This window comes from Ruegeria sp. CH8, from assembly GCF_056536985.1.
Genome location: NZ_JBQFQR010000005.1, coordinates 213,307 through 233,936, shown reverse-complemented (window position 1 = coordinate 233,936; position 20,630 = coordinate 213,307). Strand labels below are relative to the sequence as shown.

The following is a 20,630-nucleotide window of genomic DNA, read 5'->3' as shown; positions in this document are numbered from 1 at the left end:
CGATGACAGGAATTCGGTTCCTCCACACCTCTGACCTCCATCTGGGCAAGCCCTACGGACGGTTTGATGAGGATGTCGCCGCAGATCTACGCCAAGCACGCGCCGAGATCATTCCTGCATTGATCGAGGCAGCGGATGCACACGGCGTAGAGCACATCCTTCTTGCGGGGGACACATTCGACCAGGAAACCCCTTCGCCTCGCCTTATACGCCAAACCATTACGGCTATGGCGGAGGCGAAACAGCTGAACTGGTGGATTATTCCGGGTAACCACGACAGTCTGACTGCGGATCTGATCTGGCAAACTTTCAGGGAACATGCCCCGGAAAACGTGCACGTATTGCGCGACGATGCGCCCGTCGCCATTTCGGATTGTGCCTATCTCTTGCCCGCCCCCTGCCCGCGCGTTGCACCGGGTTACGACCTGACTGAGGCCATGGAGCACAAAACCACGCCAGAGGGAGCTTTCCGCATCGGCCTTGCCCACGGCGGTGTCGTTGATTTCCGTCCTGACGAGCCAAGCGCGGAAACCATCCCCCCGAACCGCGCGGAACGGGCCAAACTGGATTACCTGGCACTTGGTGATTGGCATGGCGCCCTGGAGATCACGCCTCGCACACATTATTCGGGAGCACCGGAACGGGACCGTTTCAAGCACACTGGACCCGGCACCTGCCTTTTGGTCTCGATCGCCTCAAAAGGCAGTGCTCCCGAGGCCGTGAGAATTCCCTTGGGAAAATATGACTGGCAGGAACTGGAATTGCCTCTGTCGCCCGGGCTTGATGCGGTATCCAATCTCATGGCACTCCTGCCTGACGATGGCAGCAAATGGCGCAACACTCTCGTCAAGTTGCGCCTTCAGGGGTACGTCCACCTTGATCAGAGGATGGCTCTGATGGAGCAACTCCGAAGGATCGCTCCGGAATTCTGCCATTTCGAATGGCATGACCATCAGCTTCACACCGAATACCAACCCGATGATCTGGACCAGATCGCCCGAGGCGGAGCTTTGCGCATCGCTGCAGAGGCCCTGAAGGAAGAAGCTGACGACGCCGATCTGGCCCGTTCGGACAGGGACATCGCCGACGCGGCACTGACGCGGCTGTACAGCCTTGTGAAGGAGGCCGCGCAATGAAACTCCTGTCGATACGCATGAATAACGTCCGCCGCTTCACAAAGCCCGTGGAAGTTTTGGACATTGGCCCGGGACTTAATGTGCTCACCGCACCAAATGAACAGGGTAAGTCGACCCTTTTCGACGCCCTGCACGCTTTGTTTTTCTTCGAGGCAAAATCCTGGAAGCAGAAGGAGGCAGCCAGCCTTGCTCCACATGCAGGTGGAAACCCTGAGATCGCTGCAGACATCGATGTAGACGGGAAAGCCTACCGCATTTCGAAGGTTTTCTCGTCGAAGAAGGGTCAACAACAGGTAAAGGTTCATCGGGATGGTCATCTGTTCAAACAGGCCGAAGACGCTGAAGAGTGGATCCGCACCCTGATCAAACCACCCAAGGATGGTGGCCCGGCGGGATTGCTTTGGGTGCGCCAAGGGGTAACGTCACTCCATTCCGGCAAGGACGATGACACCCTGGCTGCGCGGCGCGATCTGCTGTCCTCCGTTGCAGGCGAAATCGAAGACATCACCGGTGGTCGCCAGATGGAGAAGATTCGTGCCACGTTGAAGAACGACCTTGAGGCCTATCTGACAAAATCGGGTGCCACTAAAAAAAATGGCCCCCTTTGGGAAGCGGAGCAGACCGTCGCAAATCTGGATGAACAGATGGCGGATTTGCGGGGCAAGGTCGAACACCTGCGCGCCAAGCTGGTGGAACGTCGCGAATTGCAGGACGACAAATCCGAGCTTGCTGATCCCGTTGCCATAAAAGAAAGAGTAGATGCGTTGGATACTGCCAGGGCATCACTGCAAGCTGCCGTGGCCTATCGGGAAAATCAGGCGAAGGCCGATGAAGCCCACCAAACAGCTCAGCTTGTGCTGGATTCCCATCAGGGCCGGATCAGAACGGCCGAAAAGCAGTTGTCAGAATTCCGCGAAGCGAAGAAGGCATTGGATGAACTCCAGAAGGGCGTTTCCGACGCCGAGGACCAGCTTGGTGAGACAACAAGGGGCTTGGAAAAGGCCAAGAACGCAGAGCAGGAGGCACGGAAAAACCAACTCTCCGCAGAAGAAATCCGTGACGCAGCACACGCAGCAGAAGCCAACCGAAAAGGGGCAGAACGCCGCCAGGAGTTGGCAAAGCGCCTGGAAGACGCCCAACGTGATTCCTCTGAAGCCGCAGCAGCCAGAAAAACAATCGGCAGTTCGCCTGATGCACGCCAGATGGAACGGCTGGAAGAGGCTTGGCAGGAGCTCGAGCTTTTGAAGCGTGCCCGTGAAGCCTCGGCCGCTGCCATCACTTTAACCGCGGATGCAGATCAACAGGATCGGGTGACCTTGGACGGCGATCCATTGAAACCCGGCCATCGCGTGGCCCTACCGGACGGAGGCGACATCGCTATCGCCGGAGTTGGGTCCATCCGTGTGCACCCTGCTGAACAACGTGACAATGCCGCCCTGCACGGGGCACAGGCAGAGTTCGACGCGGCCCTCGACGCGACCGGATGCTCGACACTGCAGGCAGCCCGAAAGTCTGAAAAAGAGCGAAAATCGGCTGAAACCGCCTTGCGAGATGCAAACGCGAAACTGAAGATCGCAGCACCTGATGGGATGCAGGCCCTGATGGACGAGATTGCAACCTTGCCAGAAACCGTGGCGGAAGATGCATCCATTCCCTCCGCATCGGACGCAGACGCAACCTTTCGATCCGCAAGAGATAACCACAACCAACTCTTGGCTGATTTGGAAGGGGTACGCGCCGATCATGAAGCAAAAAACGGTGATGCCCGGGAACTTAGGGCCCGTCGAGACGAAGCACAAAGCCGGGTCGATCGAGCGACAAGCACCGTCGGAGATCCGGTCAAAACAGACCGTGAGTTGGCGGCACTGCGAGAAGAATCACCTGTGCTTGAGGAAACCCTGGAGAAGACCAAACAACGCGTTCAGGAGCTCGCTGCAGATGCCCCAGATCTTTCGCTCGCCCAAGCCGGGGCGACACGCGCGCAAAATGTGGTCGATCAGGCCGACAAACGCTCGAGGGAGGTCAACATTCAACTGGCAAAGCTCGAGACTGAAATCTCGATCGAAGCGGATCTATCTGTCGAGGAAAAACTTCGGGAAGTCGAAGGAAAACTGGAAACTGCCCGATCCCATGCCGAACAGGTACAGGCCGAAGTGAAGGTACTTCAACGGCTCGATGCGGCACTATCCGAGGCCCAGAAACTGGCGCATGACGCCTATATCGGCCCGATCCGCAATGAACTGCGCCCGCTCTTGAGCATGGTTTTGCCCGGCGCTGAATTGACCCTGGACGCCGACAGTGTGCTGCCGACCGGGCTGTCTCGTCCAGAGGGCGAGGATAGTTACGATCAGTTGTCCGGCGGCACCCAGGAGCAGATCGCATTGTTGGTGCGACTTGCCTTTGCGCGTCTTCTGACGAAATCCGGAACACCTGCTCCAATCATCTTGGATGATGCAATCGTCTATACCGATGACGACCGGATCGAGCGCATGTTCAATGCCCTGACCCAGCAAGCTGGTGACATGCAAATTATTGTTCTGTCGTGTCGCCAGAAAGTGTTCCGCGGCTTGGGCGGCCAAACACTCACGATCCGGCAGACAACATCGGAGGTCAACGCATGAAACGTGACAACGGCGCTCTTCGGCTTTCGGCCTCGGATCTGATGCAGTACATGGCCTGCCCACACGCGACGAAACTGGATTTGCTGCGCCTGGACGGTATGGGCCCCAAGGAAGTCGAGGACAGCGAAGATGCCGCATTGCTGCAGAAACGCGGCGACGCCCATGAGAGGGCTTATCTGGCCACTTTGAAGGATCGGGGAAAGTCTGTCGGCGAAATCGACACAGACGGCGTCTCTTTCGCCCAGTCAGTCGCCAAAACCCTGGAGGCGCTTCAAGAAGGGCCCGAGATCATTTTTCAGGCGGCCCTCGAAGGAGGTATGTGGGGCGGCTATTCCGATTTTCTGGAGCAGGTCGAACGCCCGTCAAAACTCGGTGCCTATTCATACGAAGTGGCTGATACCAAACTAAAGCGGAAACCAGCCCCCGGGCATGTGCTGCAGCTGGTTCTCTACTCCGACCTTTTGGAACAGATCCAAGGCCTGGCACCTGAACACGCCCATGTCGTGCTGGGAAGCGGTGACAGGTTCACCTTTCGCCTGACCGAATACGCGGCCTATGCTCGAGGAGCGCGGGCTCGTCTCGAAGAGTTCGTGTCCGACCCATCTGCAACGCGTCCGATCCCTTGTGCGACCTGTGATCTATGCCGCTGGCGCGAGCATTGTGCAGATACCTGGCGCGACGAAGACAGCCTCTTCGAGGTGGCTGGCATCAGCAAGGCTCAAGTCGCAAAGCTCGAGGCGCGCGGGATTTCAACCCTACATGCCCTGTCCGCGTTCGACGGGACGGTGCCTCGCTTGGCTCCGGAAACTCTTGGCAAACTGAAAGCGCAAGCGCGGTTGCAGCAGGCTCGCAAGTCCGGCCCACCGACCCATGAAATTCGCCCGTATCAGACGGGCAAAGGATTTGACCTATTACCGCGTCCTGCCAAGGGAGACCTTTTCTACGATATTGAAGGGGATCCGCACTACGAAGAAGCCGGAGCGGATGGTCTGGAGTACCTGCACGGAATCTGGGACGGGGAGAATTTCACGGCTTTCTGGTCTCATGATCGGGCCCAAGAAAAGCAGGCCCTTATAGACCTGTTTACCTTCTTCGAAGAGCGCATCAGTCGAAATCCGAATGCCCGCATCTATCACTATGCACCTTACGAGATCACGGCCCTTCGCCGCCTGACGACACAGCATGGCGTAGGGGAAGCTCAATTGGACGGTTGGCTTAGGGAACACAGATTCATTGATCTCTACAGCGTTGTCCGTGGTGGTGTGGTCGCTTCGGAACGATCCTATTCGATCAAGTATCTCGAAGCCTTCTATGATATTGAACGCGAGGGAGAAGTGACCACCGCCGGCGGATCTGTTGTGGCCTACGAGAACTGGCGTGAAGTCGGGGGACAGGAAATCCTCGACGAGATCGAGGTTTACAATCGCATCGACTGTGTCTCGACCGAAAGGCTGCGCGACTGGCTCCTCTCAATTCGACCGGATGATTTGGAAACCTGGCATGATCTCGTCGAGCCCGACCCCGAGAAAGTCCAGGTCCAAGAAGAAGCCGCGCAGCAATTGAAAGACATGCTGGAGGCCTCGGACCTGCCTCAAGAACGTCGTCAATTGCTCTACGATCTTGGTATTTTTCATTGGCGTGAAGGGAAGCCCGCTGCATGGGCGGTATTCGACGCAGCTCAGAAATCATTTGAAGAGCTTTGCGACGACTTGGATTGCCTGGCAGGACTGCGCGCCATCAGGCCACAGGAAGTCGACAAGCGGTCATGGGCCCGTGAATACAGCTATCCCCCTCAGGAAACCAAACTTCGTGCAGGAAAGGGCGCGGTTATGATGCTGGCCGACGGCCAAACCGTCGCGCTTTCCATCAAGAGCATCGACAGGACAAGGCGCCGGATTACACTGCGGCTTGGCCAGTCAAAAGGCGTCGACCTTCCTGAACGGCTGAGTCTCCTACCGGACTTTGCCATCAACGCTCGACCGATCCCCGAAGCAATCGCCGCAGTGGCGAACGACCAGTGCGGAGCCAGGGCAAACCGCGCCGCGGACGACCTCCTGTCCAGGAATCCACCCCAATTTCTTAACGGCTTTGCGTTGCAAGACGAACCGGACGGAGATCCCGTGGAGAACCTGAAAAACGCGGTACGAGCCATGGACGAGACCGTATTACCGGTCCAGGGCCCTCCTGGTACGGGCAAGACCTATGTGACCGCCCGGGCCATCTTGTCGCTTGTCAGGGACGGAAAGCGAGTCGGTGTCGCCTCAAACAGCCATGCAGCAATCCGAAATGTTCTGATGGGCTGTGTCGATGCGTTGGAGGACGACGATTTGGACATCACTTTAGAAGATGTGGAAATTGCGCACAAAGAAGGTCAGGGTATGGACCCGTTGCCCGACGGGTACGATTCCATCGCTGCAATCAAGGGCAATCAGGATCGGCGCCTGACTGGCTCGCATGTGGTTGGCGGAACCGCCTGGCTCTTTTCTCGCTCGGAATTGGCCGACACTTTCGACTACTTGTTTGTCGACGAAGCTGGCCAGGTATCTTTGGCAAACCTGATAGGCATGTCAAACGCCGCGCGAAACTTGGTTCTGATCGGTGACCCCCGCCAGCTTCCCCAGGTTGTTCAAGGCTCACATCCTCCACCAGCAGATCTTTCGTGCCTGGACTGGATGCTCGGTGAACATGCAATTGTGCCCTTGGACAGAGGAATTTTCCTATCCACGACACGACGGATGCACCCAGACCTGTGTGCCTACATTTCTGAACAGTTCTATGAAGGCAGGCTTCATTCCCATGAATGCACCGAGAACCAACAGATAGTGGCGGCAGCCATTCCGAAGACCGGTGCATGGATGGTCCCTGTTGAACATGACGGTTGTACTCAGGAATGCCCGGCGGAAGTCGATGCGATCGTTCAAACTGTCGAAACATTGCTGAGTGGAACATGGCGCGACAAGGAAGGGAACGAGCGAGGTTTACGCCCCAACGACATCATCGTCGTTGCCCCCTATAACGCGCAGGTAAACGCCTTGTCCGACGCCCTACCGGGCATCCGCGTGGGCACCGTTGATCGCTTCCAAGGACAGGAGGCACCGGTAGCCCTGGTCTCAATGACGGCATCATCCGCCGAAGAAACGACTCGCGGCCTCGAGTTTCTGCTCTCCAGGGAGAGGTTGAATGTTGCTGTGTCACGTGGCCAGGCTCTCAGCTTTGTCTTCGCTTCGCCTCGTCTTACGTCAACACCCTGCGCAACTGTGGAGCAAATGCGACTGGTAAATACCCTGTGCGCCTTGCCTCGCTGGCCTCTTGAGGGAGCCGCCTCATGAGGAACATGCCGACGGACCTGAACTTTCAAGAATTGAATGACAAACAGCGCAAGTCTCGTGTTGGGTGTTCAGGTCGTTTTCCGCTACGAACAAACCGTACAATCAGCTGGCTCGGGTGCGCGGAAACCCACTTCAGAAAAACAAACTCCCTCATTTGTAGCAAATATAGCAACAAGAGTGCCCTTCATTGTTTCAACTCCCTGCTTGGCTAACCACGAAATCTCGAAAGCTCTCTAATTCCTCTGGTGAAGAAGCCGATCTGGCCGACATCGATTTGCAACGTCTACGCACGTCGGGAAATGGACCCAGGTTCTCTGCGGCCGACAACACCACTCGCCCGGTCATAGAGTTGGTGCGTCCACACCTTGCGACCGGAAAATGCCTGGTTGTAACGGGGTATCAGGATTTCTTTTCCTCGCTTTCGATTATCCTCAAGGAAATCCCTAACCTGAACGGGAGAGAGGATGTTAAGGTTCGAATTGCTTACGGCGTGGATACTTCAAACGCTTCAGGCATTTCCGGCTTCGGTAAGTCTATCGAAGATGAAGCCCGCCTTTACTATCTTGAACGCCATGGCCTCAATGTTGAGGATGCTGCGGATCTTCGTGCTGTCCTTGCAACCGAAGCGATCAAATCTGGTAAGATTGACCTTCGCATTTTTGATCCCCAAAAGGCTAAGGAAGTTCTCGGCGTATCGGGAGATCGACGTCTTCATGCCAAAATTTTTGTGAGCGAGCTCGGCGCAGTTGCTGGAAGTGCGAATTTCTCCAGAGCCGGTCTCTACCACAACATCGAATATGTTGACGAATTTGGACAGGCAGAAGGCAGCGCAGGCTGTGATCCGAGCACAAGAGCTGCGCAAGAAAGGCAGGACACCGCGGAAAAAATCTGGCAGGCCAGCGTGGACTGGAATGAACAGGCGCTGGAAATCCTGAGCCAGCTCTTACGCCCAGTCACGACCGAAGACGCGATCGCCAGAACAGTTTCCGAACAAACCGGATTCCGTCCTTGGATGGTTGGTGGGCAAAAGGACATCACAGGACGCCTGCCCTTCAAACACCAAGTAGAACTTACTTATGAGACCTCCTCCATTGTCTACGAGCATGGGTTTGCTTTCCTTGGGTCCCCGACCGGTTCCGGCAAGACCGATATTGGCAAACTCCTTGGGCAGACGCTGTCAGAATCCTTTAGTGGCGCTGTCGGTCCAGGTCACACCAGTCGGGTTTCCCGAGGGGGTGCAGTTGTAATCGCACCGCCCAGAGTTGTCGGTAATTGGGAGAAGGGATCCTTGAACTCCCTGAAGGCCATTCCCAATACTCAGGTCGTCTCGCGCAAAGCCATCAAAACCGAAGATGAACAAGATTCTTCACGGCAGATAGAGCACGCCGGTGTCATTATTATCGACGAGAGTCACACGGTCACACCAGGCTTCGAGGAAAGCTCTAAAAAAGCAGAAGCGATTGAGTATGCGCCTCCGTCCTGGAATGTCTGCCTGAGTGCCACACTTTTGGGAAACAAGGACGTCGATTGGCTAACACATCTCAAAGAGAAGCGCGCGTCTATCTTCATGTCGCCAGAGTACATCGAAGCGATGCGCCAGTTGTTCAAACGCGAAGGCGTGAATGCCGCGCTGTTCCGAGATCAGGATCGAACGGACGCCCTTTCTAATGAAGCAAGAGAAGATCTGGCCGACATGTTGGCACCGTTCCTGGCCCACAGACAGCGGTCATGCCTTGGAGAGAGCCGAAAGCGAGAAATCGGCGAGAGGGCCACCTATCCGCCGTTCAAGTTACACGGCCGCCCAAAACGACTGGAGTTATCGAACAAGCAGGAAACCATCATCAATGATATCGTTCGTCTCACGAGAGAACTTGCTCCAGGAAAGCGCCTGTCATCCATCCAAACCAGCCGCTTTGGGACACGGACAGAACGAAGGCACAATCAAAACAGCCTCTATGCGAGAAACCTACTCAATGTCCTGCGGGCAAACTCTGCCCAAGCTCTTTGGCAGATGGAACATGGTGCCATTGGGCGCAACCTGAAGAAATTCGAGCTCGATGAAGCCCGAAAACGTGTCCGGAAATCTGAACCGAACCCGCGGCAAGGCTCGCTTTTCGAATTTGAGGAGGACGATGTTACTAAAATCTCTACTCCCAAATGCGATGAACTAATCAAGCTTCTTGGCCGCCCGGAAATTCAACGGCTTGATGAACGCAGAATCGAAGAAGTTAAAAAGATTCAAGCGAGCCACAGACGCGTCGTCTTCGTTGCCGAACGTGTTGACACGTTGCAGATCTTTGCAGAGGAGCTCACTCGACGCAGTAAGAACAGCTCCGAAGGAAGCACTTGCCACACTAATTTCGTGGTCTCAGCTGACCAAGGTACTTCTGATGGCGGCGAAGCCAAACGAGCTCTGACCGATGTCTGTGGCATTTCCAAGCCAAGCTACAAGGCCATCAAGAAAGGATCCGATGTCGAGGCCTATTTCCGGGATGGCGGCAAGAAGAGCCCTACGGGCCCCGCGTCTGCGTTCATGACCTACCAGATGGCGGAAGGTATCAACCTGCAGAGTGCAGATGCGTTGGTATTGCTTGGCGTGACATCAAACCTGAAAGACTTGATTCAGGGCTTGGGACGAATTGATCGAATTGATAGCCCACACAGTCAGACACATTACTTTCTCATCGACATACCAGTTGGGAAATTGGCATCCGATGAAAAGGCGGCTCAACGGCTCGAAAACTATCGTGCCCTATCTGGCCGACAAAAAATCGAGCGTGCCGAAGAAGCAGAGGGTGACACCGAGGCTATTCTGGAAGGTGTCGCTCAATACTTGCGGGAGCCACGCATTCTGCGCGACAACAACTTTCATGACGTTCTGTCGGACCTTAAAGGCAAGCTTGATCCCGTTCGATTCCACGAGATCAGCACAGCAAATATTGAAGGAATGTGGGGGGCAGAACTGGCCCTACTTTCTGGAAAAGAGAAACTCGTCATTCTTCAATTGGAAGGAAGTGAAGGCGCCTCATGTAGCCCCGGGCAAGCTTTCGCACCGCCGCGAATCTTGGCCGTCAACGCCGACGGCTACGTCATCCGCAACCAGATTGCCTGCGCCCGCATTCTGAGAAATGCCTATCAAGAAACAGTGGACTCAGAACTGCACCGCAGTTCCCCGAATCCCGGTCGTCTTTCAAGAGCCATTGAGCTCCTTAGCCATCGGATTTCCCAATTGAGGGAATGGGACCTTCGGCCTGAAAGAACGGTCTCGCTCTTGGATTCCCTATCTACTTTTCTTTCCCCAGAAACCGAGAATGCCACATCTCTTCAAGAGGAAGTCTCGCTGGACGAAAGCATGTTTGGAAAACTGAGTTTGAGAGGCTTGGAGTACCTTACAGAAACTTGGGCGCGGGTATTGGACCCCTATTGGATCAAGGCCAAACAGGAAGTACGTGAGAGTTTCGCATCCGGAGGCTCACCTGAGAGCTACATCGCTGTTGATCAAATCGTCGAGCATCTTGGAAATGATCTTCTCGAAGCCTCCAGAATCCGAAGCACCATGATGGAAGCCGTCGAAGCTGCGAAGCGAATTGATCCCCCAAGTCAAAGGTCCGTAACCGAACGGATCTCGGTCGCATTCGTATCAATCTGAAAGCTGGCCGAATTCACCACTATTGATCGATAGCGGTTCACCAATCTCCACAGAATCCGCCCTGCTAAGACGATTTACATTTTTCCCAATAGATTTCCCGGAATTTCGAACGGTGACAAAACGCGTCATAGTTTGTCAAACACCGAACCAAACCGTGGGCTGAACAGGCGTTCATAAGTCTTCATAAGAAAGCTATCTGTCATTCCAGCAACAAAATCACAAATCACTCTGAGATCACGGCCCGAGGCTTCGAATGCTTGGTATCGATCTTTAGGTAAAAAGGCCTTCGGTTCTGAAGCCAGTGTTTCAAAGACTGACACCACCATTTGTTGGCCCTTAAATTCAAGGTGCTGAACTTCGGGACTTAAAATTACAACCTCACGCACAAGACTTTTTAGTGCACCAAGGAAAACACTCGCTCCTTCTTCCAATCCCACACGATATTTCAATAGTGGTTCATCAAATTCAGAGAGTTCCAAGATCTCAGAACGTCCGATAAAAAAACCTACCAGACGACTGATAGCGTGTTTGCGCTCTTGGCTCCCACCAAACAATTGCCCTAAGAACTTTGAATAAACGTCGTTTGCATATTCTTTAGGATACCTATCTTTAAGGTAGTCAAGATATGATGCGCAAATTGTTGGCGAGACAAAAATCTCGAAGTCTTCCCTGGTGATCAAGCCGAGCGATAGAACGTCTTCAAAATCATGGATACCGTAGGAAATGTCATCGGCCAAATCCATGATGCTACAGTCTAAAGATTTGTGTTGCGATTTCCCGTGCTTCTTTCCGCCCTCATCTGCTGTGAATGAGCGAAACTTTTCCTGATCAGTCGATGACACACCGAATAAGACCCAATCCACTACGTCTGCTTCGCTTTGCATGTAGCATTTGGGGGGCTTCGATCTACTCCGATCAATAAGCTGAACTGTACTGGTTTCCTCCATCAACAATGGCTGCATTCCAGCGCCGTGAACTTCGTTAAAGCCCACCGGGTATTTGAGAGTGCCCAGCAGAGTCCTCCGTGTCAGATCTGCTCCATCGGCCTCAGAAAACTTCTCTAACTTCGATAAAATCCGCAGAGTCTGTCCGTTCCCTTCAAACCCTCCGTTTCCACGCATACAGTAATTTAAGGCCACCTCACCGCCGTGCCCAAAAGGCGGGTGCCCCAAATCATGGCAGCATGCGATCGTCTGAATCAAAGGCAACTTAGGAAGAAACTTGAGAGCGCCATGGTGTTCGTTGTCCTGTTCGATTTGCCTGGTAACACCAGCTGCAATTTGGGCAACTTCGAGAGAATGCGTTAACCGCGTACGGTAAAAGTCGCTGTCTCCGAGGTTTAGGATTTGTGTTTTCCCTTGAAGGCGTCGAAAGGACGCAGAGTGAATCACGCGTGCATAGTCGACATCCCAATTGCTTCGAGCATCACTATCTCGCTTTTTCCATCCACTACGTCGTTCTTCCCACTCGACTGCCATCGGCTCACCTCAAAAAGTGTTTTTCTCAATCATTTCGCACAACTAATACGAAACTAATGAGGTGGCCAGTGTAGTTTTGATTGAAACCTTGCACTTCGGCGCACAGCGATGCAGAGAATATTCGGGTTTATTTTCACAAACTTTGCACTCGGTTTCGCCCATAATTTTGAACTCCAGTTTTCAGGAGTATTTTGCCTGTCTCGAGCGTTCGTGGTCGGCGAAGCTACCCTTTGCCATCGAAACTTCCGAAGTAGGCGAACGGCCCAGGATCGCCATTCATTAGGCCGAACATTCGGCAATGCAGCTTTCCAATAAGGCCACAGAGGGCGCGTAGCATTCATGCTATGTCAATGTAATTTAACGCGACTTCGCGGTAACATCCTTCTCACGATAACAAGCAGTGCGTTGTTCATATATTTCAAGGTACCGGATTTCTAAGTTGGGCGCCTTATGCACAACATGTCGCCAACTTTGACATCCATACTTGGCAGGCAGTTGCTCAGGGTACCGTTTGGCTATCCATCTGCCTGCCTCAGCCACCGGTGCCCATCCATCGACAGCCAACGCACAGAATGCTTCTCGCAAGGCACTCACTATGCTTGACGTATCCCAGTTTACTTTCACGTCGGGGGCAATTCCGTGGACAAATACGTCTTTGAATTCCTCCGACTGCAAGACCCGTGAGAGAACCAGGCGCATTTCCTCCATCGTACCAGCCCATTCACGAAGTTGCTCAAGGTTTTGGTCGATGCGGTTATATGCGCTGAACAATGCACCTTGCGCGCCACGACATCCATCCAGGCTCCGGAGATCGTGCTGCTCGATGAAATGGTGAACCAGATTGTTCCGTAAAAGTACCATGTCTCTGAGTTCATTCTTTGCTCGAGCGAAATCTTCACTTGATAGGTCAAGTGACATCTGCACCGCGAACCAATTGGCTCCTTCAGGAGGATTGATCGTCGACCCCTCAGCAGGTTCGATCTCACCAGCAACGACATACGATCCGAGAAGATCGCCTACCAGGGTGCCGAGCGTCTTACGCGCCGTGGCGTCAACCTGCGCGACCCTTGAACGCTCCAAGTCATGAATCGGCCCTGAGAACCTATGATGCGCCACCATAGCTTTGATCAGCCGCTCATACTGTTGGAGCCGTAACAGACATCGCCCCAACAACTGCTGCACTTCGTGCTGTAGCGTGAGTAGATCGTTGTCGGCCAAGTTGATCATAGTGTTGTCCGGTCGCTATCTCGTGTACACCGAACATGTATCGAATAAATACAAGTTACTACCTGTAAGTCTTTCAACCTTGAATTCATTCGTAAGTTCCAACCGGCCCACTCCGAACCCGGAATGGGAACTCAGTTGCCGCGGGGCAGCAGCTGAAAGCAGACATCGATTTTCGGAATGCGACGCACGCGGTACTTTTGCAGTCAAAAAAAATGAACTCCCAGCGCCATCCCTGACATCAATCGAATTCTGGGAACTGCCTCCGCCTCAGCGCGAGCCGGTCGGCAAAGCGCTCATCAAGCTTCAAGAGGAGTACATTGAGGTAGGCCTTGTCTCCCTCAATGTCTTTGATGGCCACAGCGACCTGTGCCGCGAGCGCCTTCGCCAGATTACCCAAAGGGCGACGCAGTTCTGTGGTTTTGGGATCCGATGCCGCCGCAGCGACTGCCGCTCGCGCAGCCCAATCTGCCACTGCAAGGTATTCAAGGACACGTTTCTGCTCTGCCTCGTCTTGGGCAACTTGCAACGTTTGTAGCGCCCGTGCGGTTCCGAAATGCTGATTGAGCAACCTTCCAACCAGACGTGGCCAGTCGTAGCTGCCCTTGGTGTGAATCGGCAGGATTTGATTTGGTAATGCTTCCCCTCGGATTGGCTGAGCGTGCGAAAGCAGGATTTGCAGTAGTGCTCGCAGCCGGACGAGCTCGGCGGTAGTGATTGGCCTGCCTTTCAGAGACCGGCATCTTTCTTCGAACGCGTCGACTGCCTCTTTCATCTTCTTTGCGGTCGCCACGGCCCGTTTCGTTGCGTTCGCGGGCTTAGAGGCAATCTCTGGCTGCATAGGTTTTATATTTTCTTCCGGAGCCTCAGGTTCTGTCACGCGGAAATCCATGGCGGCGATGGTATTCATCTCGCGGTCTTCGTCGGCATTCAAATCGACACTGACAAGGCCGATGATCCGGTTCAATGCAACGCTCAGCGAGTTGGCTGCGCTATCATGGTGTGTAGACAAAGATCCCGAAAATGCACTGCCTTGCATAATCGCTCTGCTGCGCGCACGAACGAACTCCTCATAGGTCAGGACGGCATGCTGCTGATCTTCGGACACCGGGGACGGCGCAGTCGTGGCTTTGGGCAGATTGCCGTCGTTCACGCTCGCCTCATCAAATTCGAGGGCTTCAAGCTGGTTCAAGGTCTCAATCAGGATCAGGTCTTCGTTCATGGTCTCGGCCAAGTTATCGGTCAGCGACTTCTTTCGGCCTTGTGCCGGAGGCAATGTGCGTACCGAAAGAACGTCGAGGTCGATGATCTGGACCGGCGCAGAAACTAAGCCGTCCGCGAAACGGACTACACCAGATCGGGGTCGGCGTGTTTCAACGTCCACATGCCATTCCATGTTGTCCCCCCGGGTGAGGTCGATTGGCTTGCCGAACTCAGAGCCATCCCTATCCAATAGGGCGATGGCAACAGGCTTTCGCATGGTTTTGCTCGTGGGGGGGGTCCAAGCGATCCGTCCCGACTGCAAGATCAGGGTTCCACCATCGGCGAACTTATCTTCATTAGGGCTTTTTACGGCAGCGAATGCCAAGTCGTGCAAATCCTTCATCTGCAAAGGCCTATTGCGGTAGGTTTCAAGACCGAGTGCAGCAAGCGCAGTACCGGACGGCACGCGTTTATATATTCCCGCCTCTGCATTGCCGCGGGCTACTGTTGGCCCAAGCAAAGCTGGCAAAGTGCAATTCATGCTACCGGATATCACGTGATCCCAGGATCGCCCCTGCGCAATGATCAGTTTTGCATGGACGAAACGCTTGTTGTCAGAAGCAGCAACCCGGAATAGCTCAACGTCGGTCAACCGTGGCAATTCGGACTTCGGAAAATACGTATTGTCTGCATCAATCAACAGATCCGCGGGTGGCGTTCCCAGATTCGCACGTAGGCGTGACAGTCCCTCAAGCTTCATATCCCAATAGGGCGATATAATGACCATCCGATCAATCGGATCACCACCAATGTTCGCTGCGATTTGGTCGACTATTGTAGCATTTGCACGATCTGTCAGCAGCGCAACTTCCGGCTCTGTATCTTCGGATGGCAGAGGGTTTTCGATCGAGTCTCGCAGCCAGGGCGCAGAGCGAAGCGCCCTCTGCATTGCGGTCGCGAACCAAAGGTCGCCCGGGGGAACCTTGCTGCGAATATAGGACAAAGCATCGGCAAAATGGCCGGCATTGCCGGGTGCCTCTTCGTTGTAGTTTAGGTTTGCGATCAGTTCCTTGTTGCCGCCAAGACCCAGAGCAGTGAGGTTTGCGGACCCGACCAAAAGTCTGCCCTTTTTTGCTCCGATGAGAAGCGTGATCTTGGGGTGGAAAGCGCCCGGGGCATCTGCCTTGATAAGGTGGTAGCTGCTACCTGCGAACTTCGGCGGCCCGAGTTCCGCGAAGCTCTGATTGGCCATCTGCCGGTCGGCGAGGATTACGATGTTCCGACATTTCGCCCCCCGTAGTCTCGAAAAGGGCACGTCCTCGAACGCCTGCGCGCCGAAGGCATAGGTCGTAAGGAATGCCGAGTGAAATCCGCTTTCGGCAAAAACGTCAAAGTACTTCATTCGACATCAGTTCCGCGCGGCCAAGAGCAGTCAGGCCAGTGTCATCGATCAGCTTCACGTCCCGGAGGAACTTCATCGCCTGCTCCAGGCGGGGGCTGCTTGGTGAAACCCGAAATCTATCCCTGTATCGCAATAATCCCTCTTCGGGCTCAATCAGGAAGGTATAAGCTTTCTGGTTGCGGAATTTGCGTGACGCCACCCATAGGTGGCGTTTCAGGACACGTTCGCGGATCATTGCATCCACGACGCTTTGGGCATCGTCGTGTGCTCTTGCTTCCAGAAAGCGAACTTCTGTCCTCAGGGAATGGAAGTGATCAGGTGCATCCAACGCATTATCTAACAACTCACCGAAGGTTGCCGCCTTTTTCGCGAGGGCCGCTATGAGCGCCAGGACAGCTTGCATCCGTTCAGAACGATCACCGGACGCACGCGCTTCCATCATAGTATCAACAGCAAATCTCGCGGAGGCGGCAGGCTCGCCCTTCTCCACGAGGCCAGTGGAATACTCTACCCAAGTCATCCCGTTGGGCACGTCGGCCAAATCGAGTAGCTCAGCAACGAGCGCTCCCAACGTCATTCGTCGCATCTCAGCGCCTTGCAAAATGTCCAACGCAAGATCAAGGGTGTTTTCGTAGGCAAGGCGCATCAGATCGCAGGCTTGATACAGGGCCCACATATCGCGCACGTCATCGGTATCGGAGTCATATCGCGCCTCCTGCTTTCCAGCACCAAACCACTCCCATTTCACCGCCTCAGCGTGGGGAACATCGTTCGCCACTGCGATGAGCTGGAGTAGCATCCGCGCAGTAGACCGTCTCAATTGGTCCGATACAGATGCAGACGAGACTCGGCCCAGAAGAACCTCGACCAACAGCGAATGCTCCTTACTGCCGGCAATGACCGAAGACGGCTTCATCGGCGCCAACCTATCGAGGTCTGGGAGAGACACCGTCCCGGCTTCCACGCGCCCCAAGAACAGAACAGCCAAGTCACCGATTTCCTCAGCAAAGGCGTTTGCCAGTGGGAGCGCACGGTCTGTACAGACCGAGATTGGGTTCTGATCGTCACCTAACGTGATGAGCCCCATCTCATACATCTGCGTCGCATAGATGCCACCAAAGGCACCACCTTTGTTCCGCAAGTAACGCTGGGCGAGGTCCGCTTCCGGATCAGCCCCCACCGAGAAGTCGATGTTCGCGGCTGAATTATCGGGGACGCCGGAAAGTTGCCTATGCGCCCAATCGATCCCAGCAACCCCCAACTCAGTGCTGCCCCGGGCGGCTATTAGGGCAAAAAGGGCTTCACAACGACGCTGAAATCGCCTGAAAACCGCAGGATCGGTGTTTCCATTCTCCTTGGCGTAGGCTTCGAGCATCCAGACAAAGAACGCATAGTACCTGAATCGCAACGTGATCGTGCTGATGCCTGGAAGAAGGGATTGATAAATCACCTCTATTGGCCGTTGCATCCCAAGGGGGTCAAGGCCACCATCTTGGCCGAGTTCAGTCCATTCGGGGAACCCCGATCCCAAATCCTTCATCTTCAAATCACCACGTTGAATCCAATGAGTGGACGATGGCGACAACCTTGATCGTACGCAACCTTAAGATGACATCCAGATTGGGCAAGCAAATGTAGATGGCGCTCCAAAGAGAGGCGCTATCATACTCATTGGAATGTCCGCATCCGCAGTGTGTCCGTCGTCAGACATGTCAGTCAAGGTCGCCGAAAGGCTCCTTTTACTGACGTTGTCATGCTAAATGGCGCCGTCAAACAGAATCCAAACGAATGCAACCTCGAAGAATTCGGGTACTGCTTGCTTGGCAGCGATTGTTAGGTAGCGGATCAGATCAAGGCAAGGGCTGTAAAGATGTGCATAATGCTGCTTTTGCAAAATCTCAAAAAGGTGTCCCCAGCTTGTCCGATGAAGGATCGGCCCGAAACTGCCACAACCAAGGCATCCTCAAACTCGAAAGGAAAACAGGATGCCAAAAACCAAAGCCATGAGTTCCAAAGCAGTCGCACGGATTCAAGCCGCAAATTCAGCCAAGACCGGCGGGAAGACGGCCAAAGGTAGTTTCGTTGCGCGCGCGCAAAGCGCTGCCGCGAAAAACGCTAACCAGGCCAGTTCCAAGAAATAAGCTGGTTGGGATGGTGGCAATGCCGCCATCCGGTTATCGAGGTGCCACATGCCCTACTCCAGAGATAAAGATTTGAACAAGATCATTTCCGAAACTGTAAAAACAGGCGCGCGTTTTGTGCACGGCAAGAAGCATGGAAAACTGTTTTTCCCGAATGGCGGGCTGATTGTGATCGCCAAGACACCCAGTGACGTCCGCGCAATCCGCAATGTTAAAGCAGAACTTGCCAGGCTGCGCCGCACCCAGGAGATACTGGCATGAACAACGTTGCTTCCCCTATACCGCAGCCATCCGAGATCGTTGCATTCCTGATCCGCGCAATGTCGCATATCGATGATGCGAACGAACCTGCGCTCAAGAAAGAACTTCAGCGCCTGCGCAAGGGCAAACCGCTTTCTGCAGAAGCTGCGAACGATATGCTTAAGCGGCATCTTGCGGACTTTTATGCGGCGAACGGTAATGACGTTTGGGGTGCGACTGATTTTTTGGGCGCATTGCAAGGTTATGCTGTTCTATGCCGTTCTCTTGACTGCGCGGCATTGCCCGCTGCAGCGATACGTGGCGTTTTTGATCGTATAGCGTACGGATTTTTTCAGGAAATTCTGCAAATCGTGCTCGCTGTCACCGGGTTGAAACCAAAAGATATTTTGGGAAAACCGGATTATGCGAGCGCGCTATTGTGGCAATGGCGGGCGAAAGATCATGGTTTTGCACGCCTTGCGACCGAGATCGAAAGCAAACTCGGCTTGCACCGAGGTCAAGAAAATTGGGAAGTTTCGATCAAACGTTGGTCCAGAGGAGAAAACCTCCCACAGGTCCATACGGTTCTTTCCTTGATGAAGAACTGGGACCGGAAATTTGCGAGGGCCCTGCTGGTAGCTCGGATGTACCAGAAATATTGCGAGCTTAGCTTGGTAGATCCCAGCAACCATATCAGCGGATATGAGCTGCAATTTGATGCAAATGCCATCCAGAGGGCCATTGTGGATGTAGCGAGATCTCAGGAATACCTGAAAACCTGCGAGCTTAGTGAGCGCCAGCTTCGTGAGGTGGACGAAATCGTGCAGTTCACGGATCCTCGCAAGCCAAAGACAGATGGAGACGCAGACAGGGCCAGTTTGAATTTTTCTGCGTTGGAAAGGTCACTAAAAGGTCAGCCCCGTTTGGCGGGCCTGAAGTTTTACCATGGGCGCTACTATGCTCAGCTCGGTCGATACAACGACGCTCTCCAAGCATTTGAAGAGGCCGCCATGTGGTTCGAGTTTCGCAGTGCCGAACAGATGAAATGCTGCCTGCATTACATACTCAACATCGCGCAGAAGCTGAAAAAAAAGAGTGTTTTCGCGAAATGGGAAGGTTGGTGTGAAGGCTTGGAATTGAATGTTGAAATTCCAGACGCTGATTTGGCATGTGTCAGAGACTTTCCAAACAAGTATCCAGAGGCGACCGAAGTTGACCGCGACGGTCCTTACAGAAAATACATTCTGGACTTGTCTGAATGGAAAGATCGAAAGCCAGATATGCGAAATGTCGACCGTATCGTTAAGGGTTATGGCCTGACTCCAGCACCGCAAATTGCCGTATTTGCCCATCTTGGACAGGTGGGAAAAGTCGAACAGTTGTTGAGTGCTGGCGCCAACCCCAATGCTTTAGACAAGAAAAACCGCTCAGTGTTGGCAAGGGCGCTGCAAGGTGGGAATGACGCCTGCATCAAGGTTTTGATGCAGAAAACTTCTCAACCCGCCATCAACACTACAGCGCTCGACGGAATGTCTGCATTGAGTGAGGCGATTTGTACGGGTCGCCCCGATTATGTGCGAACTCTTCTTGAAAAAGGCGCCGACGTAGAAACAGAGGGGCCAGATCATCAAACACCCCTGTTCATCGCAGTCTGCCACTTTGCCGACGTTGAGACAGGGATGCAATGGTACAGCTCAGTTGCAGCTACTCCGGCTGTTTTACGCAAAACAAGCTCTCCCTTTATTGACGAGGAAACTCAGGCGCAGGCGACGATCCGCTATTCGCCCGATGAGTTGGCCATTCTTCCCGACATCGCTCAACACTACGTCAAAGGCGACACACCTGATATGCGCAAGATAGTGCAGCTTCTGCTGGATGCAGGCGCGGATGTAAACGCACCAACCAGATCCTCCGGCCTGACACCGTTTCTATGTGCGGCGGAAATCGGGAATTCATGGCTTCTTAAGACCCTTATTGACCATGGTGCAGATGTGCGTTCTCAGGATGAAAGTGGCGGTACGGCCTTTTCGCGCCTGCACTTCTTTGGACATGCTCACTTGGCGGCAAAATTGTTACGTTGGGTATTGCCAGATGACAGGATTTGGCTGAGAGAGAAAGCGTTTCGCTAATCGGAAAGGTTACTTGCATTCTCCGGCGAGCCCCTGACCTGACAAACAAACTTTTTTGCATTTTCTTGTATTGAACAC

Annotated in this window: 10 protein-coding genes; 6 read left to right on the top strand and 4 right to left on the bottom strand. The window is 53.9% G+C overall.

Annotated elements, in window-relative coordinates; translation table 11 throughout:
• Positions 1–2: 2 nt before the first annotated feature.
• The 4 genes from ACR0ER_RS07925 to ACR0ER_RS07910 all read left to right on the top strand — a co-directional run bounded on the left by ACR0ER_RS07925 (position 3) and on the right by ACR0ER_RS07910 (position 10,735).
• Positions 3–1,136 (top strand): metallophosphoesterase family protein, encoded by a 1,134-nt coding sequence (locus ACR0ER_RS07925; protein ID WP_480768450.1) that lies wholly within the window; start codon positions 3–5, stop codon positions 1,134–1,136.
• Positions 1,133–3,757, top strand: a complete 2,625-nt coding sequence (locus ACR0ER_RS07920; protein WP_480672889.1) for an AAA family ATPase — start codon at positions 1,133–1,135, stop codon at positions 3,755–3,757. The genes ACR0ER_RS07925 and ACR0ER_RS07920 overlap by 4 nt, the downstream gene beginning before the upstream one ends.
• Positions 3,754–7,086, top strand: coding sequence for a TM0106 family RecB-like putative nuclease (locus ACR0ER_RS07915; protein WP_480768449.1), 3,333 nt, complete (start codon positions 3,754–3,756; stop codon positions 7,084–7,086). Before ACR0ER_RS07920 ends, ACR0ER_RS07915 begins: the two co-directional genes overlap by 4 nt.
• A gap of 187 nt (positions 7,087–7,273) precedes the next feature.
• On the top strand, positions 7,274–10,735 hold the full coding sequence (locus ACR0ER_RS07910; protein ID WP_480768448.1) for a phospholipase D family protein: 3,462 nt from the start codon (positions 7,274–7,276) through the stop codon (positions 10,733–10,735).
• Positions 10,736–10,860: 125 nt separating this feature from the next.
• On the opposite strand, the gene ACR0ER_RS07905 is transcribed toward ACR0ER_RS07910, so the two are convergent.
• The 4 genes from ACR0ER_RS07905 to ACR0ER_RS07890 all read right to left on the bottom strand — a co-directional run bounded on the left by ACR0ER_RS07905 (position 10,861) and on the right by ACR0ER_RS07890 (position 17,582).
• A complete protein-coding gene (locus tag ACR0ER_RS07905; RefSeq protein ID WP_480672895.1) occupies positions 10,861–12,213 on the bottom strand; it encodes an anti-phage deoxyguanosine triphosphatase in 1,353 nt (450 codons plus the stop codon).
• Positions 12,214–12,570: 357 nt separating this feature from the next.
• Positions 12,571–13,440 (bottom strand): OST-HTH/LOTUS domain-containing protein, encoded by an 870-nt coding sequence (locus ACR0ER_RS07900; protein WP_480768447.1) that lies wholly within the window; start codon positions 13,438–13,440, stop codon positions 12,571–12,573.
• Between the two features lie 238 nt (positions 13,441–13,678).
• Positions 13,679–15,340 carry a phospholipase D-like domain-containing protein gene (locus ACR0ER_RS07895; protein ID WP_480768446.1) on the bottom strand — a complete coding sequence of 554 codons (1,662 nt, stop codon included), beginning with the start codon at positions 15,338–15,340 and terminating at the stop codon, positions 13,679–13,681.
• A gap of 688 nt (positions 15,341–16,028) precedes the next feature.
• Positions 16,029–17,582, bottom strand: coding sequence for a hypothetical protein (locus tag ACR0ER_RS07890; protein WP_480768445.1), 1,554 nt, complete (start codon positions 17,580–17,582; stop codon positions 16,029–16,031).
• Between the two features lie 649 nt (positions 17,583–18,231).
• Between ACR0ER_RS07890 and ACR0ER_RS07885 the strand changes: the two genes are divergently transcribed.
• Positions 18,232–18,444 (top strand): hypothetical protein, encoded by a 213-nt coding sequence (locus ACR0ER_RS07885; RefSeq protein ID WP_480768444.1) that lies wholly within the window; start codon positions 18,232–18,234, stop codon positions 18,442–18,444.
• Complete coding sequence (locus ACR0ER_RS07880) at positions 18,441–20,552, top strand: ankyrin repeat domain-containing protein (RefSeq protein ID WP_480768443.1); 2,112 nt, start codon at positions 18,441–18,443, stop codon at positions 20,550–20,552. Before ACR0ER_RS07885 ends, ACR0ER_RS07880 begins: the two co-directional genes overlap by 4 nt.
• Positions 20,553–20,630: the final 78 nt, after the last annotated feature.